25 protein-coding genes and 1 pseudogene are annotated in these 24,757 nt (G+C 64.9%); 8 read left to right on the top strand and 18 right to left on the bottom strand.

Translation table 11 applies throughout. The features are described 5' to 3' along the window. Window positions 1–798: a helix-turn-helix domain-containing protein gene (locus GGR00_RS05635; protein ID WP_184698411.1), complete on the bottom strand. Its 798-nt coding sequence runs from the start codon at window positions 796–798 to the stop codon at window positions 1–3. 132 nt (window positions 799–930) lie between these two features. Here GGR00_RS05635 and GGR00_RS05630 point away from each other — a divergent pair, with 132 nt between their 5' ends. After that, complete coding sequence (locus GGR00_RS05630; protein WP_184698409.1) at window positions 931–1,332, top strand: hypothetical protein; 402 nt, start codon at window positions 931–933, stop codon at window positions 1,330–1,332. On the opposite strand, the gene GGR00_RS05625 is transcribed toward GGR00_RS05630, so the two are convergent. Both GGR00_RS05625 and GGR00_RS05620 read right to left on the bottom strand, forming a co-directional pair. Then, complete coding sequence (locus tag GGR00_RS05625; protein WP_184698407.1) at window positions 1,333–2,193, bottom strand: uracil-DNA glycosylase; 861 nt, start codon at window positions 2,191–2,193, stop codon at window positions 1,333–1,335. A 36-nt stretch (window positions 2,194–2,229) separates the two neighbouring features. Further along, window positions 2,230–2,883 (bottom strand): hypothetical protein, encoded by a 654-nt coding sequence (locus GGR00_RS05620; protein WP_246441284.1) that lies wholly within the window; start codon window positions 2,881–2,883, stop codon window positions 2,230–2,232. Between the two features lie 246 nt (window positions 2,884–3,129). On the opposite strand from GGR00_RS05620, the gene GGR00_RS05615 reads away from it, so the two are divergent. Continuing rightward, the gene (locus GGR00_RS05615; RefSeq protein WP_184698405.1) at window positions 3,130–4,812 is read left to right on the top strand and encodes an electron transfer flavoprotein-ubiquinone oxidoreductase; all 1,683 of its coding nucleotides are present in this window, start codon (window positions 3,130–3,132) and stop codon (window positions 4,810–4,812) included. A gap of 84 nt (window positions 4,813–4,896) precedes the next feature. Here GGR00_RS05615 and GGR00_RS05610 read toward each other — a convergent pair whose 3' ends face one another. Continuing rightward, window positions 4,897–5,940: an endonuclease/exonuclease/phosphatase family protein gene (locus GGR00_RS05610; protein ID WP_377863269.1), complete on the bottom strand. Its 1,044-nt coding sequence runs from the start codon at window positions 5,938–5,940 to the stop codon at window positions 4,897–4,899. 210 nt (window positions 5,941–6,150) lie between these two features. On the opposite strand from GGR00_RS05610, the gene GGR00_RS05605 reads away from it, so the two are divergent. Further along, window positions 6,151–6,753, top strand: a complete 603-nt coding sequence (locus GGR00_RS05605) for a DUF922 domain-containing Zn-dependent protease (protein WP_055978474.1) — start codon at window positions 6,151–6,153, stop codon at window positions 6,751–6,753. A 48-nt stretch (window positions 6,754–6,801) separates the two neighbouring features. Here GGR00_RS05605 and GGR00_RS05600 read toward each other — a convergent pair whose 3' ends face one another. The 3 genes from GGR00_RS05600 to GGR00_RS05590 all read right to left on the bottom strand — a co-directional run bounded on the left by GGR00_RS05600 (window position 6,802) and on the right by GGR00_RS05590 (window position 8,770). Continuing rightward, window positions 6,802–8,304 carry an AMP nucleosidase gene (locus GGR00_RS05600; RefSeq protein WP_055978475.1) on the bottom strand — a complete coding sequence of 501 codons (1,503 nt, stop codon included), beginning with the start codon at window positions 8,302–8,304 and terminating at the stop codon, window positions 6,802–6,804. A 67-nt stretch (window positions 8,305–8,371) separates the two neighbouring features. Continuing rightward, window positions 8,372–8,566, bottom strand: a complete 195-nt coding sequence (locus tag GGR00_RS05595; RefSeq protein WP_055978476.1) for a hypothetical protein — start codon at window positions 8,564–8,566, stop codon at window positions 8,372–8,374. A 33-nt stretch (window positions 8,567–8,599) separates the two neighbouring features. Next, the gene (locus GGR00_RS05590) at window positions 8,600–8,770 is read right to left on the bottom strand and encodes a hypothetical protein (RefSeq protein ID WP_184117343.1); all 171 of its coding nucleotides are present in this window, start codon (window positions 8,768–8,770) and stop codon (window positions 8,600–8,602) included. Between the two features lie 173 nt (window positions 8,771–8,943). Here GGR00_RS05590 and GGR00_RS05585 point away from each other — a divergent pair, with 173 nt between their 5' ends. Then, window positions 8,944–9,666, top strand: coding sequence for a glutathione S-transferase family protein (locus GGR00_RS05585; protein WP_184698403.1), 723 nt, complete (start codon window positions 8,944–8,946; stop codon window positions 9,664–9,666). 128 nt (window positions 9,667–9,794) lie between these two features. Here the strand turns inward: GGR00_RS05585 and GGR00_RS05580 are convergent, their stop codons facing one another. Further along, complete coding sequence (locus tag GGR00_RS05580; RefSeq protein WP_055978478.1) at window positions 9,795–10,139, bottom strand: DUF2147 domain-containing protein; 345 nt, start codon at window positions 10,137–10,139, stop codon at window positions 9,795–9,797. A 438-nt stretch (window positions 10,140–10,577) separates the two neighbouring features. On the opposite strand from GGR00_RS05580, the gene GGR00_RS05575 reads away from it, so the two are divergent. The 3 genes from GGR00_RS05575 (at window position 10,578) to GGR00_RS05565 (ending at window position 13,147) form a co-directional block, all read left to right on the top strand. Further along, window positions 10,578–10,844 (top strand): SEL1-like repeat protein, encoded by a 267-nt coding sequence (locus GGR00_RS05575; protein WP_055978479.1) that lies wholly within the window; start codon window positions 10,578–10,580, stop codon window positions 10,842–10,844. Between the two features lie 359 nt (window positions 10,845–11,203). Then, window positions 11,204–12,322 (top strand): ABC transporter substrate-binding protein, encoded by a 1,119-nt coding sequence (locus GGR00_RS05570; RefSeq protein ID WP_184698401.1) that lies wholly within the window; start codon window positions 11,204–11,206, stop codon window positions 12,320–12,322. A 162-nt stretch (window positions 12,323–12,484) separates the two neighbouring features. Beyond that, window positions 12,485–13,147 carry a peroxiredoxin gene (locus GGR00_RS05565; protein ID WP_055978481.1) on the top strand — a complete coding sequence of 221 codons (663 nt, stop codon included), beginning with the start codon at window positions 12,485–12,487 and terminating at the stop codon, window positions 13,145–13,147. Window positions 13,148–13,204: 57 nt separating this feature from the next. Here GGR00_RS05565 and GGR00_RS05560 read toward each other — a convergent pair whose 3' ends face one another. The 3 genes and pseudogenes from GGR00_RS05560 to GGR00_RS05550 form a co-directional block, all read right to left on the bottom strand. Then, entirely contained in the window at window positions 13,205–13,774 is a 570-nt protein-coding gene (locus tag GGR00_RS05560) for a YitT family protein (protein WP_184698937.1), read from the bottom strand. Window positions 13,775–13,923: 149 nt separating this feature from the next. Continuing rightward, window positions 13,924–15,879 (bottom strand): acetyl-CoA carboxylase biotin carboxylase subunit, encoded by a 1,956-nt coding sequence (locus tag GGR00_RS05555; protein WP_184698935.1) that lies wholly within the window; start codon window positions 15,877–15,879, stop codon window positions 13,924–13,926. Window positions 15,880–15,918: 39 nt separating this feature from the next. Next, window positions 15,919–16,445: pseudogene (locus GGR00_RS05550) on the bottom strand (O-acetyl-ADP-ribose deacetylase). A 116-nt stretch (window positions 16,446–16,561) separates the two neighbouring features. Between GGR00_RS05550 and GGR00_RS05545 the strand changes: the two are divergent. Then, complete coding sequence (locus GGR00_RS05545) at window positions 16,562–17,116, top strand: dihydrofolate reductase family protein (RefSeq protein ID WP_184698399.1); 555 nt, start codon at window positions 16,562–16,564, stop codon at window positions 17,114–17,116. Between the two features lie 83 nt (window positions 17,117–17,199). Here the strand turns inward: GGR00_RS05545 and GGR00_RS05540 are convergent, their stop codons facing one another. The 7 genes from GGR00_RS05540 to GGR00_RS05510 form a co-directional block, all read right to left on the bottom strand. Continuing rightward, on the bottom strand, window positions 17,200–18,807 hold the full coding sequence (locus GGR00_RS05540) for a carboxyl transferase domain-containing protein (RefSeq protein ID WP_184698397.1): 1,608 nt from the start codon (window positions 18,805–18,807) through the stop codon (window positions 17,200–17,202). Between the two features lie 120 nt (window positions 18,808–18,927). Next, window positions 18,928–19,305: a type II toxin-antitoxin system VapC family toxin gene (locus GGR00_RS05535; RefSeq protein WP_055978486.1), complete on the bottom strand. Its 378-nt coding sequence runs from the start codon at window positions 19,303–19,305 to the stop codon at window positions 18,928–18,930. Beyond that, complete coding sequence (locus tag GGR00_RS05530) at window positions 19,302–19,640, bottom strand: AbrB/MazE/SpoVT family DNA-binding domain-containing protein (RefSeq protein WP_055978487.1); 339 nt, start codon at window positions 19,638–19,640, stop codon at window positions 19,302–19,304. Before GGR00_RS05530 ends, GGR00_RS05535 begins: the two co-directional genes overlap by 4 nt. 71 nt (window positions 19,641–19,711) lie before the next feature. Next, entirely contained in the window at window positions 19,712–20,875 is a 1,164-nt protein-coding gene (locus GGR00_RS05525) for an isovaleryl-CoA dehydrogenase (protein ID WP_055978488.1), read from the bottom strand. Beyond that, on the bottom strand, window positions 20,841–21,485 hold the full coding sequence (locus GGR00_RS05520; protein ID WP_055978489.1) for a TetR/AcrR family transcriptional regulator: 645 nt from the start codon (window positions 21,483–21,485) through the stop codon (window positions 20,841–20,843). The genes GGR00_RS05525 and GGR00_RS05520 overlap by 35 nt, the downstream gene beginning before the upstream one ends. A 96-nt stretch (window positions 21,486–21,581) precedes the next feature. After that, a complete protein-coding gene (locus GGR00_RS05515) occupies window positions 21,582–23,009 on the bottom strand; it encodes an HlyD family type I secretion periplasmic adaptor subunit (protein WP_184698394.1) in 1,428 nt (475 codons plus the stop codon). A gap of 2 nt (window positions 23,010–23,011) precedes the next feature. Further along, on the bottom strand, window positions 23,012–24,748 hold the full coding sequence (locus GGR00_RS05510) for a type I secretion system permease/ATPase (protein ID WP_184698933.1): 1,737 nt from the start codon (window positions 24,746–24,748) through the stop codon (window positions 23,012–23,014). Window positions 24,749–24,757: the final 9 nt, after the last annotated feature.

The raw sequence follows: 24,757 nt of genomic DNA, 5'->3' as shown, positions 1-24,757 counted from the left end.
TCACTGCTGGGCCAGTGCCCGCAGGCGGGCTGCGGTTTCCTCGTCGGCCGGGAAGAACGATTCGATCGCCAGTTCCGACAACGTCACGTCCAGCGGCGTGCCGAACACGGTGATCGTGCTGATGAAGGTCAGCACGGCATCGCCCGTGCGCAGCTTCAGCGGATGGGCGATCGACAGCGGATCGGCCTGCATCGGCCGGCCCGTGCGCGGCCCGTCGGGATAGCCGAGCAACTCGGTCTCCAGTGCCTTCAGCACCGGGTCGCCCGCTATGTCGTTCTGGTGTTTCAGCCGCTCGATCAGGTGCGAGCGCCATTCGTGCAGGTTGACGATGTTGCGCGCGACACCTTTCGGATGCAGGCTGAGCCTCAGCACGTTGACGGGTGGCGCCAGAAGCGAGGCGTCCTCCACCCCGGCGAGCATCGGCGCCAGCGCCGCATTGCCCTCGATCAGGTTCCAATGCCGGTCGACGGCGATGGCGGGGTAGGGCTCGTGGCCCTTCAGCACCATGCGCACGGCGTCCATGGCCGGCGCCAGCGACGGATGGTCGAGCGGCCGTTCGCCGAAACTCGGCGCGTATCCGGCTGCCAGCAGCAGCTGGTTGCGCTGCCGCAGCGGGATCGACAGCTGTTCGGCGAGGTGAAGGACCATGTCGCGCGAGGGAGCCGAGCGCCCGCTTTCCATGAAGCTCAGGTGCCGTTGCGAGATTTCCGCTTCCATCGCCAGGTCGAGCTGGCTCATGCGCCTTCTGGTGCGCCATTCGCGGATCAGGTCGCCTACGGGATTTTGTGTCGTTGCCATGGCCTTACATTAGGCAGGAAGAATTCTGATTGCTATTACCTCAAGCGTAATCGAATTGGCTCAGCGGCGATGAGATGTTCGGTGTCAGGAAGGCGGTCGCAGACAGCCTCCACAACCAGACAGGAGCTTCCCATGTCCATCGTCGTCACGCCTTTCCTCCGCAAGGTTCTCCATGCCGATGCGCTGATCAGCGGCGCCGCGGGCATCCTGATGATGCTCGGCGCGCCGTTGCTGTCGCCGCTGCTCGGCTTGCCGGGCGAATTGCTGTTCTGGGCTGGGCTCGTGCTGGTGCCCTTTGTCGCCATGCTGGTGGTTCTTGCCCGCCGCGTCACGGTGTCGAGGCTGCTGATGATCGACATCATCGTCATCAACGCCCTGTGGGTGGTGGCCAGCTTCGGCTTGCTGATCAGCGGGCTGGTGGCGCCGAATGCGCTCGGCATCGCCTTCGTGGTTGCCCAGGCGCTGGCGGTCGCGGTCTTCGCCGAACTGCAGTTCATCGGCATCCGCCGCGCTGCTGCCGCCGCCGCTGTCTGACTAGAGGCTGCCCAGTTCCCGCAGCTTCGCCTTGACCTCCAGGAAGTCCCGCCACGCAAGTTTCTTGTGGGCGGGATTTCTCAGCAGATAGGCCGGGTGCAGCGTTGGCATGACAGGGATATCCGTGCCATCCGCCGTGACATGGCTCTTCCAACCGCCGCGCAGCCTCAAGATTCCGTCCTGCGTGCCGACGAGCAGTTTCGCCGAAGGCCCGCCCAGCGTCACCAGCACCTTGGGCTTGGCAAGTGCTATCTGGCGCTCGATGAAGGGCCGGCAGATTTCCGTTTCATGCGGCGTCGGCGTGCGGTTGCCCGGCGGGCGCCACGGAATCACATTGGCAATGTAGGCGGATTTCCTGTCGAGCCCGATCGCCTCGAGAATGCGGTCGAGCAACTGCCCCGAACGGCCGACAAACGGCAGGCCTTCGAGATCCTCGTCGCGTCCGGGCGCTTCGCCCACCAGCATCAGGTCCGCTTCGGGGTTGCCGTCGGCAAACACCATGCTCTTGGCCGTGGCCTTGAGGTTGCAGCCCTCGAAACTCTCCATGATCTGCTTGAGCTCGTCGAGCGTCGCGGCCTTGGACGCAAGCTCGCGGGCTGCGGCAGCCTGCGCTTCGTCTGGCACGGCCGCGGAAGCGGCCGGCCGCGGCGGCGGGGGCGGTGCGCCCCTGTCAGGTCGCGTCGGCTCGGAGCGAACCGCACTTTGCTGCCCTGCCCCTTGCACCGCGGCTGCCTGGCGCTGCGCGCTTTCGGCAAATCTGTCGATGGGTTCGTCCAGGATGGCATCGTCAACGCCCGCCGCCGCATAGAAGGCGAGCAGATCGCGCAGATCCGGACGTTCGTTTCCCGAAATGGAGGCCATGGTCCTTTGTCGACGTTACGCCGCCGGTTTGCAAGTTCACGACGACGGAATGCGCGGGTCCTGCACCAGATAAAAGCGCCAGCGCGGCGTGTAGTCGGTCACCAGGAAGCTGAAACCGACCACAGCGCCAGGGTCGACCTTGCCATCGGTGTAGCGCAGGCGGTCATAGGGCTCGAAGTCGCGGCTGTACTGCGCAAAGCTGTCCGATGAAATGTTGGCGTTGTCGGTCCGGCGCTGGTCGAAGGACAGCCCGTCGCCGAACACGCTGGCCTGTCCTTGCAGCTCCTGCAGCTCGAATTCGAATTCCACCCAGGCCTGGCCGCTGTTGTTCAGCGCTTCGACGCGCACGAACATGATCCCGCTGGCGTAAAATCCCGAGCTGTCGAAGGGCCTGATCGGCCGGGTCGTCCTGATCGTCAGCGTCACCGGTGTCGCCGACAGCAGCTCTTCCCGGATGATGAAGGGGTCTTTGCGCGTTCCGGTGCCCGAGACCGAGGTGATGCGAAAGCCGCCCAGTTCGTCGGAGAACGAATAGGCGCCGGCGTTCCATACCTTCTGGTCTGCTTCGGTCTCTTGAGAGCGACTCTCATTGCTCAGCCATGTCGCAATAAGAAGGGCGGCCCCGGCCAGGATGTGGCGTCTAGGGTGACGGCGCTTCGGTCCGGTCCTGCAAGGCACGTATGGGCGCATGAAGAATCAATGGACGAGTAGCTGTGGAACACACCTGCAATCCGACAGTACGGGGCGAGGAATGGAGCCGATAGGTGAAATCTTTTGACCTTTACGTTAACGTAAGATAATTCATCGTGCGGGAGAGACGTCATTGCCAAAAGGCCGATGTGCAACCGGTACGATTTGACGTTTGCCAATGATGCGTTATGCAGCGCTTAGCCAGATTTCGCCCTTGGGACGGGGCCAGCCAACGCGGAGGGACAGATGAGCGATATCGAACGCGAGAGCATGGAATTCGACGTTGTCATCGTCGGCGCCGGGCCGGCGGGTCTGGCGGCGGCGATCCGGCTCAAGCAGGTCAGTCCCGAGCTTTCGGTGGTGGTGCTGGAGAAGGGCGGCGAGGTCGGCGCCCATATCCTGTCGGGCGCTGTCGTCGACCCGATCGGCATTGACCGGCTGTTGCCCGACTGGCGCGACGATGCCGACCATCCGTTCAGGACACCGGTCACCGACGACCATTTCCTGGTGCTCGGGCCGGCCGGCTCGGTCAGGCTGCCCAACATCCTGATGCCGCCGCTGATGGGCAACCACGGCAACTACATCGTCTCGCTCGGCAATGTCTGCCGCTGGCTCGCGACCAGGGCCGAGGCGCTCGGCGTCGAGATCTATCCCGGCTTTGCCGCAGCCGGCCTGCTCTACAATGACGACGGTGCCGTCACCGGCGTCGTCACCGGCGACATGGGCGTCGAGCGCGACGGCAGCCGCGGTGCTGGCTTTGCGCCCGGCATGGCGCTGATGGGCAAATACGTGCTGATCGGCGAGGGCGCCCGCGGTTCGCTCGCCAAGCAGCTGATCGCAAAGTACGACCTCGGCGCCGGCAAGGAGCCGCAGAAGTTCGGCATCGGCCTGAAGGAGCTGTGGCAGGTCGCGCCGGAGAAGCACAAGCCGGGCCTGGTCCAGCATTCCTTCGGCTGGCCGCTCGACTTCAAGACCGGCGGCGGCTCGTTCCTCTACCACCTCGAAGACAACATGGTGGCGGTCGGCTTCGTCGTCCACCTCAACTACAAGAACCCCTATCTCGCGCCCTTCGAGGAGTTCCAGCGTTTCAAGACCCATCCGGCGATCCGCGCCACCTTCGAGGGCGGCAAGCGCCTGTCTTATGGCGCCCGCGCCATCACCGAGGGCGGCTACCAGTCGGTGCCGAAGCTGTCGTTCCCCGGCGGCGTCTTGATGGGCTGCTCGGCCGGCCTGGTCAACGTGCCCCGCATCAAGGGGTCGCACAACGCCGTGCTGTCGGGCATGCTCGCCGCCGAGCACGTCGCCGACGCCATCGCCGCCGGCCGCGCCAATGACGAGCTCGTCGCTTACGAGGCGGCCTGGCGCTCGACCGACATCGGCAAGGACCTGAAGAAGGTCCGCAACGTCAAGCCTTTGTGGTCGCGCTTCGGCACCATCCTCGGCGTCGGCCTCGGCGGCCTCGACATGTGGCTCAACACGCTGTTCGGCGTCTCGCCCTTCGGCACGCTCAAGCACGGCAAGACCGACGCCCAGTCGCTCGAGCCGGCGGCCAAGCACAGCAAGATCGACTATCCCAAGCCCGACGGTGTCTTGACCTTCGACCGCCTGTCCTCGGTGTTCTTGTCCAACACCAACCACGAGGAGAACCAGCCGGTTCACCTCCAGGTCAGGGACATGGAGCTGCAGAAGCGCTCGGAATACGGCGTCTTTGCCGGCCCGTCGAGCCGCTACTGCCCGGCCGGCGTCTACGAATGGGTCGATGCCGACGGCAATTCGATCGCCGGCGATCCCGGCCATGCCGATGCCAAGTTCGTCATCAACGCGCAGAACTGCGTCCACTGCAAGACCTGCGACATCAAGGACCCCAACCAGAACATCAACTGGGTCCCGCCCCAGGGCGGCGAGGGGCCCGTCTATCCGAATATGTGATTTCTGCTGCACAGCAATGCGGTAACAAGGAAATGGCCCGGAAGTCCTCGCGACTTCCGGGCCGTTTCCTTGGGGCGAATGGTTTCAGCTGCCGCGTGGCGACGGGGGCGCTTCGAGCACCACCGTCTGCGACTCGCTGTCTTCGGGCTGGGGGGCGCTGTCCTTGAACGAGAATTCCACCAGCAGCGGCCGGTGATCGGACCCGGCGTCCTCGCCCATGGTCACCGAATGCACGGTCACGTCGCCCTTGGCCATGACATGGTCGATGGTCAGGCCGGCAAAGCGCATGAAGTCGGGCAGCATGAAGGTCAGCCAGGTCCGCCCGGCCGAGGGCATCAGCGTCAGGCCGCCGGCCTCGGCGATGCGCCTGACCGCAGCGCTCCACGGTGTCGCGTTGAAGTCGCCGCCCAGGATCGCACTGTCGCCGAGCGAGGCGAGGTCGCTGCTCAACTCGCCGATCTGTTGCGATTGCTCGAACGGCCACGGCCAGCCGAGATGCAGGGCGGCCACGTCGCCCGTCCGGCCGCCGAAATCGACCTTGGCGATGGCCAGCGCGCCGCCGCCGAAGCACTGCGGCTCGCTGCCTTCGGCAAACGGCCGGCGCGACAGGATCGCCACGCCGAAGATGCGGTTGGGGTAGGGGCACAGGATGCGGTGGGGGTAGCGGGCAAGCAGCGGCTCGAGGCTCTTGTTCCACTGCGCCGACACTTCCTCGAGCGTGATGACGTCTGGCTGGGTCCGCCCGATCAGCGACAGCGCCTTGCCCGGCTCGGTGCTGTTGAAGCGCAGGTTCAGCTGCAGCATCTTGTAGACGGGACGGTCGCTGGCGCGCGGCTGGATTGCGGCATGCACCGGTCCCAGGCCGGGCAGCGGCAGCGCACTCGACGTTGTGGACAGTGCTGCGGCGCCAAAGGCCAGCGCGGCAATCGCCTGCCAGCGCAGCGAGCCGAACAGCAGCGGCAACGCCGCCAGCATCATCAGCACCGCCAGATGCACCCTGAAATGGGCGAAGGAATCGAGCGCCGGATGCCAGGCGCCGAAGAACCCGGCGACCAGCGGCACCGAAAGCAGCATCATCGCCAGGAAGCAGGCGATCCTGCCGAATTTGTAAAAAGCCATGGTCGTCATGTCCGCTTCATGTCGCGACAAATGCGGCCCATTGATGATCGATTATGGGCCTCCTGTATCTTGCCGCAAGGCTTCGTTGACAAGCCCCTTGCATCGGTCGCAATCGCCCGCCCCGGTTGAAATCCGTGGCGAACCGTGAGACCGATGGACCGCACCCGCCGGCCTTCGTGGCGGTTTGCTCGACGCTGCAACTGCCTTGCGGAGAATGGAATGAAAACAGCCGCCCATCACTGGCTGCGGGCTTGTGCGGTCCTGCTTCTGGCGACGACGGCCGACGCCCGCGCCAACGGTCAGGTCGTCGAGCAGACGAAGACCTACGCCATCTCGGGGAGCACGGCGCCCGAGCTCTATGCCTCGATCGGCGAGCGCGGCCCCAAGGCCAGCGTCGGCCGCGCCATCGCACACACCAATTTCAAGCTCACCTGGCAGCGCAAGTACGAGCCGCAGGGCGATGCCTGCACCCTGGTCGCGGCCAGGCCCAAGCTCATCATCACCTACACCTTGCCCAAGCCGGCCGGCCGCTTGCCGGCAGCGCTGCAGCAGCGCTGGGACGTGTTCTACGAAGGCGTCAGGCGCCACGAGCTGGTGCATGGCGAGATGATCAAGCAGATGGTGGCGACCATCGAAAAGACCACCATCGGCCTCTCGGTGCCGGGCGATCCCGGCTGCAAGAAGATCAGGCAGGAGATCATCAGGCCGCTGTCCGAAGCTTCGCTCGCCCAGCGCCGGCAAAGCAGCGACTTCGACCGCGTCGAACTCGGCGATGGCGGCAACGTCCACCGCCTGATCCTGACCTTCGTCAACGGCCAATAGCTGGCGCGCCAAGGCATTCGCGCCCGCAAATTCACGGGCGCGGCTGGGCTACTGGAAGGCCGTCTCGGCAAAGCTGCGCAGCTTGCGCGAGTGCAACCGCTCGTTGGGCATCTCGGCCAGCTTTTCCATGGCGCGGATGCCGATGGTCAGGTGCTGCGCCACCTGCCGCTTGTAGAATTCCGTCGCCATGCCGGGCAGCTTGAGCTCGCCATGCAGCGGCTTGTCGGAAACGCACAGGAGCGTGCCATAGGGCACCCGGAAGCGGAAGCCGTTGGCGGCGATCGTCGCCGATTCCATGTCGAGTGCAATCGCCCGCGACTGCGACAGCCGCTGCACCGGCCCGCGCTGGTCGCGCAGCTCCCAGTTGCGGTTGTCGATGGTGGCGACAGTGCCGGTGCGCATGATGCGCTTGAGGTCGTAGCCGGAAAGCCCGGTCACCTCGGCCACCGCCTCCTGCAGCGCCACCTGCACCTCGGCCAGCGGCGGGATCGGCACCCATACCGGCAAATCGTCGTCGAGCACGTGGTCCTCGCGGACATAGGCATGCGCCAGCACGTAGTCGCCCAGCGCCTGGGTGTTGCGCAGGCCGGCGCAGTGGCCGAGCATCAGCCAGGCATGCGGCCTCAGCACGGCGATGTGGTCGGTGATGGTCTTGGCGTTGGACGGGCCGACGCCAATATTGACCATGGTGATGCCGCCATGGCCGGGCTTCTTCAGGTGATAGGCCGGCATCTGCGGCAGCCGGCCAAGCGGCGTGCCTTCGGACGGTGCGCTGGCGCCTGCCTTGGTCACCACGCCGCCCGGTTCGACGAACTCGGTGTAGCCGCCGCCGCCCTTGGCCATCAGCTCGCGGGCCAGCAGGACGAATTCGTCGATGTAGAACTGGTAGTTGGTGAACAGCACGAAGTTCTGGAAGTGATGCGGCGTGGTCGCGGTGTAGTGCGCCAGCCGGTGCAGCGAATAGTCGATGCGCTGGGCGGTGAAGACGGCCAGCGGCCGCGCTTCGCCGGGCATGATCTCGAACGTGCCGTTGGCGATGTGATCGTCGGTGCCGTCGAGGTCGGGCACGTCGAACAGGTCGCGGATCGGCCGCTGGATGCGGTCGGCGGCGGCGCCGTCGACATGGGTGCCTTCGAGGAAGGCGAAATGCAGCGGGATCGGCGTCGACGATTCCGACACGGTGACCGGTCCGCCATGGTTGCGCATGATCAGCTTCAGTTGCTCGGTCAGGTAGTTCTGGAACAGGTCGGGCCGGGTGATCGTCGTCGAGAAATGGCCTGGCGTCGGCATATGGCCATAGGCCTGCCGGGAATCGACCTGCGAATAGGACGTCGTGGTGACCCCGACCTCGGGGTAGAAGGCGCGGAAGCGCACATTGGTGTCGGCGCCCGCGGCAAGCGAAGCGAAGGCCTCGCGCAGGAAGGCGGTGTTGCGTTCGTAAAGCTGCTGCAGGGCGGCCACCGCCTTGCCGGCATCGCTGAAGCTCTGCTTGGGAAACGGCAGCGGCGAGGAGATGGATTCGATGGGCTCAGGATAGATTCGCTTTTCCATGACCCATTATAGAGACCAATCATGACAGTGGGGAGGGGGCCGATGGCGGCTCCCGTCAAATCCACGCTCAGCTCCGCTGCAGGCTGACCAGCAGCACGAAGCCGACGCCGCCCTTGCGTGCCGCGGGCGCCTCGATCGTCGAACCGTTGTCGGCGCGCAACTGCGGCACGGCCAGCACCGGGGCGGCGAGAACCATCAGGATCAGCGCGGCCCGCGGCAGGAGCCGGAGCGTCTTTCTGATCTGGGTTGCGGTGCGGGTCATTGGCGTTTCTTTCGTCTCGGACAGTTGGTTCGATTATTTGCTGTGCGGCGGTTTGCAGGTCAGGCCCTCTTCGAAGACACAAGGCACCACACTGCCGATGTCCCAGGAGCGGGCGGGCCGGCTGGTCTCGGCGACGATGGTGGCGAATGCGATGCCGAACAGGGCGCTGAGCAGACAGACGATGGTGAACCGGCGAGCGAGCATTGGTGTCTTTCCCTTCAATGCGAGGGAATATGCCCGGCCGCGACTGAACGGGTTCTGAGACCTCCGTTCATCTTCGGTTCAAATTTATTGACGGTGCTTAAGACGTTCGCAGGGTTGCGTTTCAGCGGCCCGCGCATATCTCCAGTCCATCGACCATCAACGGAGACTGCGGGATGACCACCCAGACACTGCCGATCGAGCTCTATTATTGGCCCACGCCCAACGGCTGGAAGATCTCGATCATGCTGGAGGAACTCGGCGTTCCCTACACGGTCAAATACATCAACATCGGCAAGGGCGAGCAGTTCGAGCCGTCATTCCTCAAGATCGCGCCCAACAACCGCATGCCGGCGATCGTCGACCCCGAGGGTCCAGGCGCCGACGGCAAGTGGGGCCACGAGCCGATCTCGATCTTCGAGTCGGGTGCGATCCTGCAGTATCTCGGCCGCAAGTTCGGCAAGCTGTATCCGTCGGACGAGCGCGGTCGCGCCGAGGTCGATCAGTGGCTGTTCTGGCAGGTCGGCGGCCTCGGGCCGATGGCCGGCCAGGCACATCACTTCCGGCAATATGCGCCGGAGAAGATCGCCTATGGCATCGACCGCTACACCAACGAGGTCAATCGCCTCTATGGGGTGATGAACAAGCGCCTCGCCGACCGCGAGTTCCTCGCCGGCGACTATTCGATCGCCGACATCGCCTCGCTCGGCTGGGTCAAGCCCTACAAGAACCAGGGCCAGGAAATCGACGACTTCCCGCACCTCAAGCGCTGGTTCGAAACGCTGATGGCGCGCCCCGCGGTGATCAAGGGCATCTCCGTCGGCGAAGACCACCGCCGCAACCTCGCCGACGACAAGGAAGCCCAGAAGGTGCTGTTCGGCCAGCGGGCGAGGGCGTGAGGGAGGCGATTGGGGAATAGCGAATGGTGAATAGTGAATAGTGAATAGTGAATAGTGAAATAGTGGGTCCTTGAGGGTTGTAGCTTCGGCCTGGGCCGGACCACTACTCACTACTCACTCGTTCGCTCTTACAGTTTCGACCAGTTCTGGGTCTTGCAGATCAGGCCGCCAAGCACGCAGCCCTTCATCTTCAGGCTCGATCCGGCAAGGCTGGCCTTGCCGGTATAGGTCTTGTCGTTGGCCGGATCGGTGATCTTGCCCGAATAGGCGCTGTCGCCATCGGCGTTGAAGGTGCCGATCTTCTTGCCGGCATGCTTGCCGTCCTTCAGCGTGATGCAGAAGCTGCCGCCGCAGGACGCGATCGCGGCGGTCGAGCCGGCTTCGGTCTTCCAGTTGCCTTCGATCGGATCGGCATGGGCCGCGCCGGCCAGCATCATCGTGGCCGCCACGGCCACGCTCATCTTGCGAAACATTGAAGTCCTCCCGGTTGGTGTCTTGCTCACAGGCATCTCCCCCGCCTGACGTTTACGCAAACGTAAGCGTAATGCAGCTCCGGCGAAAACAAAAGCGGTGCCGCTGCGGAAGCTGGGCGCATTTTTGCGGCCCGAAAACGCCGGAATGAGACCCCGAAATTCACCGATGGCGACGGATGAAAGCTGGGCGTGGTTATCAAAGACTTTCGCGTCCGCGCGCAAATTTTCATCGCATTTTCTCCAAATCCCAACCGGTGCAACGGTTCCTATCCTTAATGAATTCCGAGGTTTACCCTTTGTTTGAGGTTTGTTTTCCTGGAATTAAGCACGCCATTTAACGACGGATTCAAGGCTGGGCGGCATCTTCGGAAGCATCGAAAGAGCAGCTCCGGGGACACCAGCGAGCCCGCTCTCGGGAGACAGACAGGGGATAAGAAAATGGCACGTTTCGAAATCTTTGATGCTGGCTTCGGCGCGATGGGTTCCACCGCTCAGGCCGACATTCTTCTGGAATTGGGCATGATGTATGCGACCGGCCGCGACTGCGAGGTCGACGTCATTGCCGCCCACAAATGGTTCAACATCGCCGCGATCAAGGGCTCGGCCCGCGCCGCGGAGCTGCGCTCGGAACTGTCCGGCTCGATGTCCAAGCTCGACATCGTCAAGGCGTTGCGCGAAGCCCGCGAATGGATGACCACGCACTGAACACCGCTTTCGGGGGGAAGATCGAGGTCGCCGGCATGGCGGCTTCCAACAACAACAACGCGACGGTCTGAAGGACGGGCGAGGCGCGACGCATGACAGGGCAGGCGGACTGCGACGGGGCCAAAGACGCTCCGCGACGTCCTCCACGAAAAAGGCCGCGACCGATCGAAACAAGATCGGCGCGGCCTTTTTGTTTTTGGCCAGTCGGCGACCCGGCTGCCGGCATCATTGCCGCCAGTGCCGCTTGCAGGCACAATGCTCCGACGCCCATGCGCCAAGACAAGGCACAAGCTGGGTGGGAGGTTTCCAGTGCATTTGATGGCGCGCGGCATCGCCGGCGCGCTCAGGGGGAGGGAAGAATGCATTTCAAACGTTCAGTTGGCGCATTGCTCGCGCTGTCGCTCAGTGCCGGCGTGGCATTTGCCGAAGACATCACCGTCGCCGTCGTCGGGCCGATGACCGGCCAGCTCGCCAATATCGGTGACCAGTTCCGCCAGGGCGCCGAGGCTGCGGTCAAGGCGATCAACGAAAAGGGCGGCGTCCTGGGTCGCCAGCTCAAGCTTTCGGTCGAGGACGACGTCTGCGATCCCAAGCAGGCGGTTTCAGTCGCCAACCGCATCGTTGCCAACGGCATCAAGTTCATCGACGGCCACGCCTGCTCGGGCTCGAGCATTCCGGCCTCCGCCGTCTATGCCGAGAGCGGCGCGCTGATGATGTCGCCGGCGTCGTCGAACCCGATCATGACCGACGATGCGGCCGCCAAGGGCTGGTCGACGATCATGCGTCTCTACACCCGCGACGACGCGCAGGGGGCCTTCATCGGGCCGTGGATCGCCGAGAAGTACAAGGGCAAGAACGTCGTCGTGCTGCACGACAAGAGCGCCTACGGCCAGGGCGTGGCCGATGCCGTCAAGACGACGATGAATGCCGCGGGCCTCACCGAGCTTCTGTACGAAGGCATCAATGCCGGCGAGAAGGACTATTCGGCGCTCGTCACCAAGCTCAAGGAACTCAAGGCCGATGTCGTCTATTTCGGTGGCTACCACCCCGAGGCCGGCCTCATCCTGCGCCAGTCGGCGGAGCAGAACTTCAAGTATCAGCTGATCATGCCGGACTCGATCGCCTCGCCTGAATTCTGGCAGATCGCCGGTCCGGCCGGCGAAGGCACGATGTTCGTCTTCCCGTCCGATCCGCAGGCCAAGCCCGAAGCCAAGGAAGCGGTCGAGAAGATCAAGGCCGGCGGTTTCGTGCCGGAAGGTTTCACCCTGTTCTCCTACGCCACCATCCAGGCTTTCGCGCAGGGCATCGAACGCGCCGGCACCGACGATCCGATGAAGGTCGCCGAGGCGCTCAAGGATGGCAAGCCGATCAGCACCGTCGTCGGCGACGTGGTCTTCGACGAGAAGGGCGACCTGAAGAACGCCAGCTACGACATCAACCAGTGGCATGACGGCAAGTACGCGCCGATCCAGCAGTAGGTTTTCCTGGAAAGTCCGAATTGTTCCAATGGCCGGGCTTTTCCCGGCCATTGTCGTTTTCGTGGGCTTGGCGCAAGATGGCGCATTCGCACTCGGACGTCATATGCGCGCCGTTTTGGCTGCGACGTCGCTTCGTGCGTCGATTTCAGGAGGAACCGAGCCATGAGCCTTCGTATCAACGACACCGCCCCGGATTTCAAAGCCGACACCACGGAAGGCCCGATCAGCTTTCACGACTGGATCGGCGACGGCTATGCCGTGCTGTTTTCGCACCCCAAGGATTTCACCCCGGTCTGCACGACCGAACTGGGCTACATGGCCGGGCTCAAGGCGGATTTCGCCCAGCGCAACGCCAAGATGATCGGCATCTCGGTCGATCCGGTCGAAAACCACCACAAGTGGAAGGCCGATATCGAGCAACTGTCCGGCAACAAGGTCGACTACCCGATGATCGGCGATCCGACGCTTGCCGTCGCCAAGCTCTATGACATGCTGCCGGCCGGTGCCGGCGACAGCTCGGAAGGCCGCACCCCGGCAGACAATGCCACCGTGCGCTCGGTGTTCGTCATCGGGCCCGACAAGAAGGTCAAGCTGACGCTGACCTATCCGATGTCGACCGGCCGCAACTTCGACGAGATCTTGCGCGCGCTCGATTCGATCCAGCTGACCGCCAAGTATCAGGTGGCAACGCCGGTGCAGTGGAAGCAGGGCGACGACGTCATCGTCACCGCCGCCGTGTCCGACGAGGATGCCATCAAGCGCTTCGGCTCGTTCGAGCGCGTGCTGCCCTATCTCAGGAAGACCAAGCAGCCGACCACGCACTGATCCGCAACGGATTGCAGCGAAGGCCGCGCCCTTGGCGCGGCTTTTTTGTTTGCTGCGTCAGCTCATGCCGACATAGCGGCCGGGACGGTGGTTGATGGCGATGATCAGGTTGAGCACCGCCGCGCCCGCCACCGACAGCGCCACCTTCGTCCAGTCGAGGTAGAACAGTGATACGACCAGGATGCTGAGGTCGACGGCAAGCTGGAAATAGCCGGCGCGGATGCCGTAATTGTCCTGCAGGTAGAGCGCCAGGATGTTGAAGCCGCCGAGCCCGGCGCGGTGGCGGAACAGGATCAGCAGTCCCATGCCCATCAGCCCGCCGCCGGCGACCGCCGCATAGAGCGGTTCGACATGCGCGATGCCGATCCATTCCGGCGTCAGCCGCGACAAGGCCGAGATCAGCGCCACCGCGGCAAAGGTGCGTAGCGCGAACGGCCAGCCCATGCGTTTTACCGCGAGATAATAGAACGGCAGGTTGATGACGAAGAAGACCGCACCGAAACCGTAGCCGGTGACATACTGGATGAGCAGCGCCAGCCCGGCCGAGCTGCCGGTGATCAGCCCGGCATGGGTGTAGAGCACCAGTCCCAGCGCGACCAGCATCGTGCCGGTCAGCAGCGCCAGCATATCCTCGTAGAGCCCATGCGGGATGGCTTCGCTGCTGGTTTCGGTCACGGGGTCGCCTGTCGTTGGTCGCTGCCCTGCAGCTCTAAGGCGTCAGCCCGAAGATCGAAACCCATTTTCGGGCTGGAGTTGCGCTTTCGCAAACGGCGGCACTATTCCTCGAAGCGCACCAGCACCGTTCCGTCCGTCACCTGCGCGCCTTCCGCGGCGATCTCCTGGATCACCCCGTCATGGGTGGCGGTAATGGTGTGTTCCATCTTCATCGCCTCGAGCACCAGCATTGCCTGTCCCTTGGTGACCTTGTCGCCCTTGGCCGCGCGCACCAGCTTGACCAGCCCCGGCATCGGCGCGCGCATGCTCGACGTGCCTTCGCCGATCTCGGCGGCCCGGGCGAACGGATCGCTGATCGCGAAGTCGAAGGAACGGCCGTTCTCGAACACGGTGACGTGGCCGGGCCAGGCGGCGACGGTGGCGCCGGCTTCCGTTGTTTCGGCGGCAAGCACGAAGGCTTCGCCGCCCTCCGGCCTGACGTCGAAGCGTCCGTCCGGCCTGGCCGAAATGTGGGCGACGATCTCGGTGCCGCCAAACGACAGCGCCGTCCGCCGCACCAGCGGATTGAAGTGGGCGTAGCCGGCAAGGCCCGACCAGGGATCGTCCGAGTCGGCTGGTGTGGTTGCTCCGGTCGCCGCCAATGCGGCAAGCGCGATCGCGCGGCTGCCCGGCGCGGCGGATGTGGTGAGTTCGTCCTGCTTGCGCTCGATCAGGCCGGTGTCGACATCGCCCGACGCGAAGTCAGGGTCGCGGGCAAGGGCTGCCAGGAACGCCGCATTGGTGGTCGACCCCGCCACCTCCGTGCGCGAGACGGCATCCGCCAGCGCGTCGAGTGCAGTTGTGCGGTCGGCGCCATGCGTCACCACCTTGGCGATCATCGGATCGTAGAATGGCGAGATGGCATCGCCCTGGCGCACGCCGGTTTCGATGCGGATGTCGGTGCCGGCCGCACTTTCGGACGGAAAGCTGAGATGGTGCAGCGTGCCGATCGCCGGCAGGAAACCCTTGGCCGGGTCTTCGGCATAGAGCCGCGCCTCGAAGGCATGGCCATCGAGCCCGATGCCGTCCTGCCCGACGGGAAGTTCCTCGCCCGCCGCCACGCGCAACTGCCACTCGACAAGGTCGACGCCCGTCACCATTTCCGTCACCGGATGCTCGACCTGCAGGCGCGTGTTCATCTCCATGAACCAGAACCGGTCCGGCTTCAGCCCGTCCGAGGCGTCGACGATGAACTCGATCGTGCCGGCGCCCGAATATCCGATCGCCTTGGCGGCTTTCACCGCGGCGTCGGTCATCGCCGTGCGCAGTTCCGGCGTCATACCGGGGGCAGGGGCTTCCTCGATCACCTTCTGGTGCCGGCGCTGCGCCGAGCAGTCGCGTTCGAACAGATGCACCGCATTGCCATGGTTGTCGCCGAACACCTGCACCTCGATGTGGCGCGGCTTGTCGACGTATTTCTCGACCAGCACGCGGTCGTCGCCGAAGGCGGCCTTGGCCTCGCGCCGCGCGCCCGACAGCGCGTCGGAGAAGTCGTCGGGATGGTCGACCCGGCGCATGCCCTTGCCGCCGCCGCCGGCGCGCGCCTTGATCAGCACGGGATAGCCGATCTCGCGTGCCTTGCTGGCAAGGATGACGATCTCCTGCGCCTCGCCGTGATAGCCCGGCACCACCGGCACGCCGGCCTTTTCCATCAGCCGCTTGGCTGCATCCTTCAGCCCCATGGCGCGAATCGAGGCCGCCGACGGGCCGATGAAGACGAGGCCGGCCGCCGTCACCTGGTCGACGAAGTCGGGGTTTTCGGAGAGGAAGCCGTAGCCGGGATGGATCGCTTCGGCGCCGGTCGCCTTGGCCGCCGCGATGATGACGTCGCCGCGCAGGTAGCTTTCGGCGACAGGCGAGCCGCCGATATGCACGGCTTCGTCGGCCATCGCCACATGCAGCGACCGCGCATCGGCGTCGGAATAGACTGCAACCGTCTTCACGCCCATCTTGCGGGCGGTGCGGATGACGCGGCAGGCGATTTCGCCGCGATTGGCGATGAGGATTTTCGAGAACATCATTCCCCCGATACGAAGTGGGTCATTGGAAGCGGCGCGCTATTCATCGTCGCCCCCGAGAGGGTCGAGCGCGGCGCGATGGAAAGCGGCGGCAGCTTCGTCGAAGCAGCAGAACACCACTGTCTCCGGCGACTGCCTGGCGCCGAGGTGGCGCAATACGGCGGCAACGGCCACGCCTGCCGCCTCATCCTTGGGATAGCCGTAGATGCCGGTCGAGATTGCCGGGAAGGCGATGCTTGTCAGGCTGTGCTCAGTGGCGAGTTGCAAGGCGCGCGTGTAGCAGGATGCCAGCAGGTCGGCCTCTCCGGCACCGCCGCCGTGCCAGACCGGGCCGACGGCGTGGATCACGTGCGGCGCCTTCAGTCGGTAGCCGCCCGTCATCTTCGCGTCGCCCGTGTCGCAACCGCCCAGTTGCCGGCATTCGGCCAGCAACTCTGGCCCCGCGGCACGAGGATCGCGCCGTCCACCCCGCCGCCGCCCAGTAAGGACGCGTTGGCCGCGTTGACGATGGCGTCGACCTCGAGCGTCGTGATGTCGGCGACGATGACCGAGATGCGCGCTCTCATGCCGCCACCGCCTTGCCGAGGCCGGTCGTCGTCAAAGGCAAAACTGATTGCACATCGAAATCAGTTATGCGATCCAATGACAGGTTGCAGAACGAAAGCATGGAGGAGGAGCCGAAATGCGCAGGATCGTCGCCTGGAACGTCATGACCCTCGATGGCTATTTCGAGGGCAAGAGCCCCTGGGATTTGAGCTTCCACAACGTCGTCTGGGGCGAAGAGCTCGAGGCCTTCTCGCTGGCCCAGGGCGAGGAGCTCGGCACGCTGCTCTTCGGCCGCAAGACCTACGAGGGCATGGCCAGCTACTGGACCCAGGAGACCGGCGCCATCGCCGACATGATGAACAACAGCGAGAAGGCGGTCGCCTCCCGCACGCTGGCGCAGGTGACCTGGAACAACAGCCGCCTTCTCGAGGGCGACCTCGTTGCCGCCGTCGAGCGTCTCAAGCGCGAGCCGGGCAAGGACATCTTCGTGTTCGGCAGCGCCGACCTGCTCGACACCTTGCTCGCCAATGGCCTTGTCGACGAGTACAGGCTGTGCATCGCACCCGTGTTGCTCGGCGCCGGCAACCCGCTGTTCAAGCCCGGCCGCGAGCTTGCGATGAAGCTGACCCAGACCACGCCGCTCAAGAACGGCGGCGTCATCCTGCGCTACCTGCCGCAGGCTGCTGCCTAGGCCGTCATGTTGCGGGCGATCGCTCAAGGCTTCTGAATCCTTCCCCGGATGGTGCCATGCCCTCACGGGGCGCGGCCCTGCCGTCACATCCTGAAGACGCCGAACTTGGTGTCGGCTATCGGCGCGTTGAGTGCTGCCGACAGGCTGAGCGCCAGCACCTCGCGCGTCCTTGCCGGGTCGATGATGCCGTCGTCCCAAAGCCTGGCCGACGAATAGAGCGGGTGCCCTTCGCGCTCGTATTTTTCCAGGACCGGGGCGCGGAACTCGGCTTCCTCTTCCTTCGACCAGCTGCCGCCCTTGCGCTCGATGCCGTCGCGCTTGACCATGGCGAGCACGGTCGCCGCCTGTTCGCCGCCCATCACCGAGATGCGGGCGTTAGGCCACATCCACAGGAAGCGCGGCGAATAGGCCCGGCCGCACATGCCGTAATTGCCGGCGCCGAACGAGCCGCCGATGATGATGGTCACCTTCGGCACCTGAGCGGTTGCCACCGCCGTCACCAGCTTGGCGCCGTCCTTGGCGATGCCGCCGGCCTCGTATTTTGCGCCGACCATGAAGCCGGTGATGTTCTGCAGGAACACCAGCGGAATCTTCCTCTGGCAGCACAGCTCGATGAAATGCGCGCCCTTCAGCGCGCTCTCGGAAAACAGCACGCCGTTGTTGGCGATGATGCCCACCGGCATGCCGTGGATGTGGGCGAAGCCCGTCACCAGCGTGGTGCCGTAGTTCTGCTTGAATTCGTCGAACTCGGAGCCGTCGACGACGCGCGCGATCACCTCGCGCACGTCATAGGGCTGGCGCAGGTCGGCGGGAATGACGCCATAGACCTCTTCCGGCGCATGAAGCGGCGGAATCGCTTTCTTCAGGACCAGCCCGATGTCCTTCTTCCGATTCAGGTTTTTGACGATGCGCCGGACGATCGCCAGCGCGTGTTCGTCGTCGACGGCATAGTGGTCGGCGACGCCCGAGACGCGCGTGTGCAGGTCGGCGCCGCCCAGTTCCTCGGCGCTCACGTCCTCGCCCGTCGCCGCCTTCACCAGCGGCGGACCGGCGAGGAAGATCGTCGCCTGGTTGCGCACCATGATCGTTTCGTCCGACATCGCCGGCACATAGGCGCCGCCCGCCGTGCACGAGCCCATCACGCAGGCGATCTGCGGAATGCCCGCTGCCGACATGTTGGCCTGGTTGAAGAAGATGCGGCCGAAGTGGTCGCGATCGGGAAACACCTCGTCCTGGTTGGGCAGGTTGGCCCCGCCGGAATCGACTAGGTAGATGCAGGGCAGGTTGTTCTGCAGCGCGATCTCCTGCGCTCGCAGGTGCTTCTTCACCGTCATCGGGTAGTAGGTACCGCCCTTCACCGTGGCATCGTTGACCACGATCATGCATTCGGTGCCCTCGACGCGGCCGACGCCGGCGATCAGTCCCGCCGAGGCGATGTCGCCGCCATAGAGGCCCCAGGCGGCGAACTGGCCGACCTCGAGGAACGGCGAACCGGCGTCGAGCAACTGCGCCAGCCTCTCCCTGGGCAGGAGCTTGCCGCGCGAGGCGTGCCGCTTGCGCGCGTCTTCCGAGCCGCCGCGCTCTACCGTCGTCGCCTTTTCGCCGATGTCGGCCACCAGCGATCGCAGGCGCGCGGCATTGGCCTTGAAGCTTTCGGAGGAGGGGGAGAGCAGGGAGTGGAGCGTCGGCATTTGTCCTCTTGGAGTGATACCCATGCGCTGCTGCGCCCAGGGCGCGTAGCAGTCATGGTGGGGTGGCGAATCTAACGCACTAGCCTCGTAATTTCGGCGAAGTCCAGCATCGTCGGTGCTCTAGCGTATGATCTCTATCCTGCAGCCGACGTCGAGGTCGGCCCATTTGCGGTCGGCGGTAAAGGCTGTCGCGCCCTCCCGGATGGCGAGCGCCAGGCACGCCCGGTCGCCCAGCGACAGGCCCTTGTGGCGGGTCATTGGCCGAAGGTGCCCGGCGATCAGTGCAAGGTGGTGGTCGAAAGGGGCCACCTGAAGGCGCAAATTCTCGTATTGTTGCCGGACCTCGATCTCGTCGTAGCCCTTGTCGGCAAGCTTGGAGATGATCTCCGTGACATTGACGGTGCAGACGATGCTCTCGTCGACGATGGCATGCACCCGTTCTGCTCCCGATTCTTGCAGCATGGCCGCCAGGACTGCAGAGGTGTCCAGAACGATCATTCTTCGCCCCACATGGCCCGACGTTCCGCGAGGAACTCGTCGACCACGCTCTCGCCCGGCTTCTTGTACTTTGCCATTTCTTGCTGGACCCGGGTGAGGGCCATCTGGTGCGAGATCAGCCTCAGTTCTCCATCCTCGACGTGCGCAACGAGATCGTCGCCGGGCTTGATGCCCATTTCCTCGCGCATCGCTGCTGGGATGACGAGGCGACCACCATCGCCCACGCGCAGGCGTTCGAAACGCGGCGGCTTGCGCAGCAGTTCATCCCGGATCCTGGAGCTGTAGGGCTTCTGCGGCTCTTCGGCGAAACCCTCCGGTATCTCTGGCTCAGTCATGGCATGAATCCCGATCTGTGGCAGAAAGCGAGATTATGCCATGAATGGCAAAAAGCGACAAACGTGCGCTGTCATGCCCCTTCCGCCATGATCTCGCGCCCGATCAGCCAACGCCGGATCTCGCTGGTGCCGGCGCCGATCTCGTAGAGCTTGGCGTCGCGCAGCAGGCGCCCCGTGGGATAGTCGTTGATGTAGCCGTTGCCGCCGAGCAGTTGCAGCGCATCGAGCGCCATCTGCGTTGCCTTCTCCGCCGCAAACAGCACGCAGCCGGCAGCGTCCTTGCGCGTCGTCTGGCCGCGGTCGCAGGCTGCCGCCACCGCATAGACATAGGCGCGCGCGGCATTCATCGTCGAATACATGTCGGCGAGCTTGCCCTGCACGAGCTGGAATTCGCCGATCGGCTGGCCGAATTGCTTGCGGTCATGGACGTAGGGCACCGCCACGTCCAGGCAGGCGGCCATGATGCCGATCGGCCCGCCGGCCAGCACCACGCGTTCGTAGTCGAGGCCCGACATCAGCACTTCGACGCCGCGGCCTTCCTCGTGCAGCACGTTTTCGAACGGCACCTCGACATTTTCGAACACCAGCTCGCCGGTGTTGGAACCGCGCATGCCGAGCTTGTCGAGCTTCTGCGCCACCGAAAAACCCTTCGTCGTCTTTTCGATGATGAAGGCGGTGATACCGCGCGATTTCCGCTCCGGATCGGTCTTGGCATAGACCACCAGCGTGTCGGCGTCGGGACCGTTGGTGATCCACATCTTGGAGCCGTTGAGCACATAGCAGTCGTTGCGCTTCTCGGCCTTGAGGCGCAGCGACACGACGTCGGAACCCGAGCCGCTTTCCGACATGGCGAGTGCGCCGACATTCTCGCCGGAGCACAGCTTGGGCAGGTACTTGGCTTTCTGCTCCGGCGTGCCCCAGCGCTTGATCTGGTTCACGCACAGGTTCGAATGCGCGCCATAGGACAGGCCGACCGAAGCCGAGGCGCGGGAGATCTCCTCCACGGCGACGACATGAGCGACATAGCCCATTTCCGAGCCGCCATATTCGCCTTCGGCGGTGATGCCCAGCAGGCCGAGCGCGCCGAGTTCCTGCCACAGATGCGCGGGGAACTCGTTCGAACGATCGATGTCGGCGGCAATCGGCGCGATGCGCTCCTGGGCGAAGCGCCGCACCATCTCGCGCAGGCTGTCTATGTCCTCACCGAGCCCGAAGTTCAGCGTCTTGTCGTACATGACTGTGCTCCGTGTTGGTCTTGGCGCCGGTCAGGCGCATGGTCATTGCAAGATAGGTCGCCGTCACTTCGTCGACCGACAGCCTCTCATCGGGACGAAACCAGACGATGACGCCGGTGATCATTTGAATGATGGCCATCGCGGTCAGGCCGGTATCGTCGACCTCCAGCACGCCAGCTTCCGCGCCGTCGCGCAGGATCGTCCTGAGCTCCTTCTCGTAGGCGGTGCGGAGCTTGAGGATGCCGGTCAGATTATCGCGCGAAAGGCTGCGCAGTTCCATGTTGGAGACATGCGTGGAGTGCCGGCGTTCGACATGGAAACGGATATGGTTGGCGACAAAGGCGGTCAGGCGCGCCACCGGGTCGTCATTGTCGGGGCGCGCGCTTTCCCAGGTGCCGAGCAGCGCTTCCATATGCTCGCGCATTAGCGTGCGGAGCAGGTCTTCCTTGGTGGGGAAATAGCGGTAGAGCGCCGCCGCCTGCACGCCCACTTCGGCGGCCAACTGGCGCATCGTCACGGCCTCGTAGCCATGGCGCGCGATCAGCAGCACCGCTGCGTCGCGGATTGCCGCTTCCGTCCTGCCGCCGTCCGAACCCGCCGTCCGCGCCATTGAGCCATTCCTCCCGGATGGGCCAATTAATAAAACGAACGTTAAATTAATTCAAGAGGCATCGTTGGGCGCGCCCTGGATCGGGGCTGGTGTGCCTCAGTCGCTGCGGAATGCGCGGCTGGCCTGGTCGGTCAGTGGCTTGAACAGATAGGAAAGCACCGTCCGGTCGGTGGTCTTGAGGAACACCTCGGCCGGCATGCCGGGCTTGAGGTCGGGGCTCCCGGCCTGTTCCAGGCTCCTGGCCGACAGGGCAATGCGCACGGCATAATAGGAGAGCCCGGCCTTCTGGTCTTCGATCATGTCGGGCGAAACCCGGTCGACCGTGCCGTCCACCTCGGGTGTGGTCTGCTGGTTGAAGGCCGACAGCCGGAGCGTCGCCGGCTGGCCGATGCGCACCTGGTCGATGTCTTGCGGCGCGACCCGGGCTTCCACCACCAGCGCGTCCGCCGTCGGCACGATCTGCATGATCGCTTCGCCGGGGGTGACGACGCCGCCGACCGTGTGGATGGCCAGCTGGTGCACGCGGCCGGCCTGCGGTGCACGGATGTCGATCTGCTTCAGCGACTGTTCGGCGGCGACCTGTCGTTCCCGCAATTCGCCCGCCTTGGCGTCGATCTCGCGCAGGTCGCTCGCCACCTGGCTGCGCATGTCCTGGTCGATCTGGATGATGGCGAGTTCCGTCTCGCTGATCCGGCCGCGCGTCTGCGCTGCCGCTGCCGTCAACTGGCCGTCCTCGCCGTCGAGTTGCGCTTGCGCCCGCTGGCGATCCGCCAGCCGTGAAATGGGCACCAGCTTCTTCTTCCACAGTTCCTCCATGCCGTCGAGCTCGACCTTGATCAGGGCGATCTCCTGCTGCTTGCTCTTCTGCTGGGCTTCGATGCCGGAGATTTCCTGGCGAAACTGGGCAATGCGCTCGCGCAACTGCGATACCTGGCCATCCCGCGCCTGCCGTCGGAGTGCAAACAGCTTGTTTTCGCCCTCAATCAGCTGGGCGATGCCGGGATCGGAGGCACGTGCTGTCAGTTCCTCGGGATAGGTAACCTCGCCAGCCCCGTCGCGCTCGGCGGTCAGGCGGGCCCGCCGCGCAATCAGCTCGTCCAGGCCGTTGTCGACGATGGCAAGATTGGCCTTGGCGACGGTATCGTCCAGCCGCACCAGCACCTCGCCGGCCGAAACCACGCTGCCATTGTGCACGTTCAGTGCGCCGACCACGCCGCCCTGCGGATGCTGGACTGCCTTGACGTTCGAATCGACCACCAGATGGCCGGCAGCCACGACAGCGCCCGACAGGCTGCTTGTCGCTGCCCACAGGCCGAGCCCGCCGACCAGCGCCAGCGCGGCAACGCCGCCCAGCCGCACGTTTCGTCTTATGGCATGGCGCAGCCGCTGCTGTTGCGGCGATGCGCCTTCGATCGGCTTGGCGCCCCTGTCGAGCAGCGCAAGCGCCTGTGTTTTCACCGACGCTGCAAGATCCCGCGCTGCCTTCAGCCGGTCTGCCGCGGAATGGGTCGTTACCAATGTCATTGTCAGCCCGCCGTTCCCACTGCATGGAGCGGCACCGGCACGGGTTGCAGTGCCTGCCTTGCGATGTCGCTCTTCAGGCCGAATGCCTGCTGCCTGCCGCCGCCGAGGACCAGCAGGTGGTCCAGGGCCGCGAGCGCGCTCGGCCGGTGCGCGACCACGATGACGATACCGCCGCGCGCCTTGATGCGCTCGATGGCCTGCGTCAGGGCCTGGTCGCCGGCTGCATCGAGATTGGAATTGGGCTCGTCGAGCACGACGAGGAACGGATCGCGATAGAGCGCGCGTGCCAGGGCCACGCGCTGGCGCTGGCCGGCGGAGAGTGCAGCCCCGCTTTCGCCGATCTCGGTCTGGTAGCCCTCGGGCAGACGCAGGATCATGTCATGCACGCCGGCTGCCTTCGCCGCCGCGATGATCGTCTCGGATGGCGCCTCGTCCTCGAAACGCGAAATATTCTGGCCCACGGTTCCGGCAAACAGCTCGACGTCCTGCGGCAGGTAGCCGACATGGCGTCCAAGCGATTGTGCCGGCCATTGCTCCAGTGCAGCGCCGTCCAGCCTGATCTTGCCGCGCATCAGCGGCCACACCCCGACCAGCGCACGCGCCAGCGAGGATTTTCCCGAGCCGCTGGGGCCGATGACGCCCATGCCGGATCCTGCCTGCAGCGAGAACTCTGCATCCTGCACCACCAGCCGCCGGTCGCCCGGCGCGACGACGCTGACGCCTTCTACGGCCAGTTCGGCGGCCGGTGCCGGAAGGTCCATTCCGCCTTCGCCGGCCGGCATGGCTGCGAACAGGTCGTCGAGGCGGCGCCAGCTCTGGCGCGCGTTGAGGAAGCTTTTCCAGTGCGCGATGGCGAGTTCGATCGGCGCCAGCGCACGCGATGTCAGGATCGAGCTGGCGATGATGATGCCCGGCGTCGCCTGCTGGTAGATGACGAGGTAGGCGCCCAGCGCCAGCACCATCGACTGCAGCATCATGCGCAGGATGCGCGACACCGAGCCGAAGCCGCTGGTCAGGTCGCTGGCGCGCTCCTGCGCCTCGCGAAAGTCGCCATTTGCCTTGCTCCAGCGCGTTGCCAGCCGGTCGCTCATGCCCATCGCGACGAGAACCTCGGCATTGCGGGCGCCTGCTTGGGCGATGGCGCTTCGCCGGGTGCTGAAGCCGGACATCGCCTTGGTCGGCCCGCGCACCAGGCGGTCGGTCAGCACGGTCAGGGCCACGAGCAGCAGCGCACCGATCAGTGCCGCGACGCCGATCCACGGATGAAAGAGAAAACAGATGCCGACATAAAGCGGCATCCACGGCAGGTCGAACAGGGCTGCCGGTCCGGCGCCGGAGAGAAAGCCGCTGACCTGGTCGAGGTCGCGCATCGCCTGCAGCCCTTCGCCGCGGTCGCGCGTGCGCAACGGCAGCCGCACGATGCAGTTGAACACGCGGCCGCTGATGATTTCGTCGATTCCGGCGCCGATCCGCGTCAGCACGCGGGCGCGCACCGCTTCGAGCACGCCCTGGAAGGCGTAGAGCACGGCCACGAGGATGATCAGCGCCACAAGCGTCGGCACGCTGCGGCTCGGCAGCACGCGGTCGTAGACCTGCAGCATGAACAGCGAGCCGGACAGCATAAGGATGTTGATCAGGCCGCTGAAGCCGGCAACGGCGACGAACGTGCCGCGGAAGGAGCCGAGCGCATCGCGCAGCTCGGAGCGGCGGTTCGGGTCATTCGCAAGCGGGTGGGTCAGGACTTATCC

The organism is Aminobacter aganoensis, from assembly GCF_014206975.1.
Classification (GTDB): domain Bacteria; phylum Pseudomonadota; class Alphaproteobacteria; order Rhizobiales; family Rhizobiaceae; genus Aminobacter; species Aminobacter aganoensis.
Note: the sequence above shows the minus strand (reverse complement) of the source record. Positions and strands in the feature narration are given on the sequence as shown.

What these genes read in the sequence shown, in the direction of transcription:
- GGR00_RS05580 (WP_055978478.1), bottom strand. Translation starts at nt 10,139, where the DNA reads ATGTTTCGCAAGATGAGCGTGGCCGTGGCGGCCACGATGATGCTGGCC.
- GGR00_RS05530 (WP_055978487.1), bottom strand. Translation starts at nt 19,640, where the DNA reads ATGACTGAGCCAGAGATACCGGAGGGTTTCGCCGAAGAGCCGCAGAAG.
- GGR00_RS05560 (WP_184698937.1), bottom strand. Translation starts at nt 13,774, where the DNA reads ATGCTGGCGCTGCTGACCGGCACGATGCTGGTCGCGCTGGGACTGGTG.
- GGR00_RS05600 (WP_055978475.1), bottom strand. Translation starts at nt 8,304, where the DNA reads ATGGAAAAGCGAATCTATCCTGAGCCCATCGAATCCATCTCCTCGCCG.
- GGR00_RS05635 (WP_184698411.1), bottom strand. Translation starts at nt 798, where the DNA reads ATGGCAACGACACAAAATCCCGTAGGCGACCTGATCCGCGAATGGCGC.
- GGR00_RS05595 (WP_055978476.1), bottom strand. Translation starts at nt 8,566, where the DNA reads ATGACCCGCACCGCAACCCAGATCAGAAAGACGCTCCGGCTCCTGCCG.
- GGR00_RS05630 (WP_184698409.1), top strand. Translation starts at nt 931, where the DNA reads ATGTCCATCGTCGTCACGCCTTTCCTCCGCAAGGTTCTCCATGCCGAT.
- GGR00_RS05575 (WP_055978479.1), top strand. Translation starts at nt 10,578, where the DNA reads ATGGCACGTTTCGAAATCTTTGATGCTGGCTTCGGCGCGATGGGTTCC.
- GGR00_RS05540 (WP_184698397.1), bottom strand. Translation starts at nt 18,807, where the DNA reads ATGCCGACGCTCCACTCCCTGCTCTCCCCCTCCTCCGAAAGCTTCAAG.
- GGR00_RS05565 (WP_055978481.1), top strand. Translation starts at nt 12,485, where the DNA reads ATGAGCCTTCGTATCAACGACACCGCCCCGGATTTCAAAGCCGACACC.
- GGR00_RS05525 (WP_055978488.1), bottom strand. Translation starts at nt 20,875, where the DNA reads ATGTACGACAAGACGCTGAACTTCGGGCTCGGTGAGGACATAGACAGC.
- GGR00_RS05620 (WP_246441284.1), bottom strand. Translation starts at nt 2,883, where the DNA reads ATGCGCCCATACGTGCCTTGCAGGACCGGACCGAAGCGCCGTCACCCT.
- GGR00_RS05605 (WP_055978474.1), top strand. Translation starts at nt 6,151, where the DNA reads ATGAAAACAGCCGCCCATCACTGGCTGCGGGCTTGTGCGGTCCTGCTT.
- GGR00_RS05615 (WP_184698405.1), top strand. Translation starts at nt 3,130, where the DNA reads ATGAGCGATATCGAACGCGAGAGCATGGAATTCGACGTTGTCATCGTC.
- GGR00_RS05585 (WP_184698403.1), top strand. Translation starts at nt 8,944, where the DNA reads ATGACCACCCAGACACTGCCGATCGAGCTCTATTATTGGCCCACGCCC.
- GGR00_RS05625 (WP_184698407.1), bottom strand. Translation starts at nt 2,193, where the DNA reads ATGGCCTCCATTTCGGGAAACGAACGTCCGGATCTGCGCGATCTGCTC.
- GGR00_RS05520 (WP_055978489.1), bottom strand. Translation starts at nt 21,485, where the DNA reads ATGGCGCGGACGGCGGGTTCGGACGGCGGCAGGACGGAAGCGGCAATC.
- GGR00_RS05570 (WP_184698401.1), top strand. Translation starts at nt 11,204, where the DNA reads ATGCATTTCAAACGTTCAGTTGGCGCATTGCTCGCGCTGTCGCTCAGT.
- GGR00_RS05535 (WP_055978486.1), bottom strand. Translation starts at nt 19,305, where the DNA reads ATGATCGTTCTGGACACCTCTGCAGTCCTGGCGGCCATGCTGCAAGAA.
- GGR00_RS05545 (WP_184698399.1), top strand. Translation starts at nt 16,562, where the DNA reads ATGCGCAGGATCGTCGCCTGGAACGTCATGACCCTCGATGGCTATTTC.
- GGR00_RS05590 (WP_184117343.1), bottom strand. Translation starts at nt 8,770, where the DNA reads ATGCTCGCTCGCCGGTTCACCATCGTCTGTCTGCTCAGCGCCCTGTTC.
- GGR00_RS05555 (WP_184698935.1), bottom strand. Translation starts at nt 15,879, where the DNA reads ATGTTCTCGAAAATCCTCATCGCCAATCGCGGCGAAATCGCCTGCCGC.
- GGR00_RS05610 (WP_377863269.1), bottom strand. Translation starts at nt 5,940, where the DNA reads ATGACGACCATGGCTTTTTACAAATTCGGCAGGATCGCCTGCTTCCTG.
- GGR00_RS05515 (WP_184698394.1), bottom strand. Translation starts at nt 23,009, where the DNA reads ATGACATTGGTAACGACCCATTCCGCGGCAGACCGGCTGAAGGCAGCG.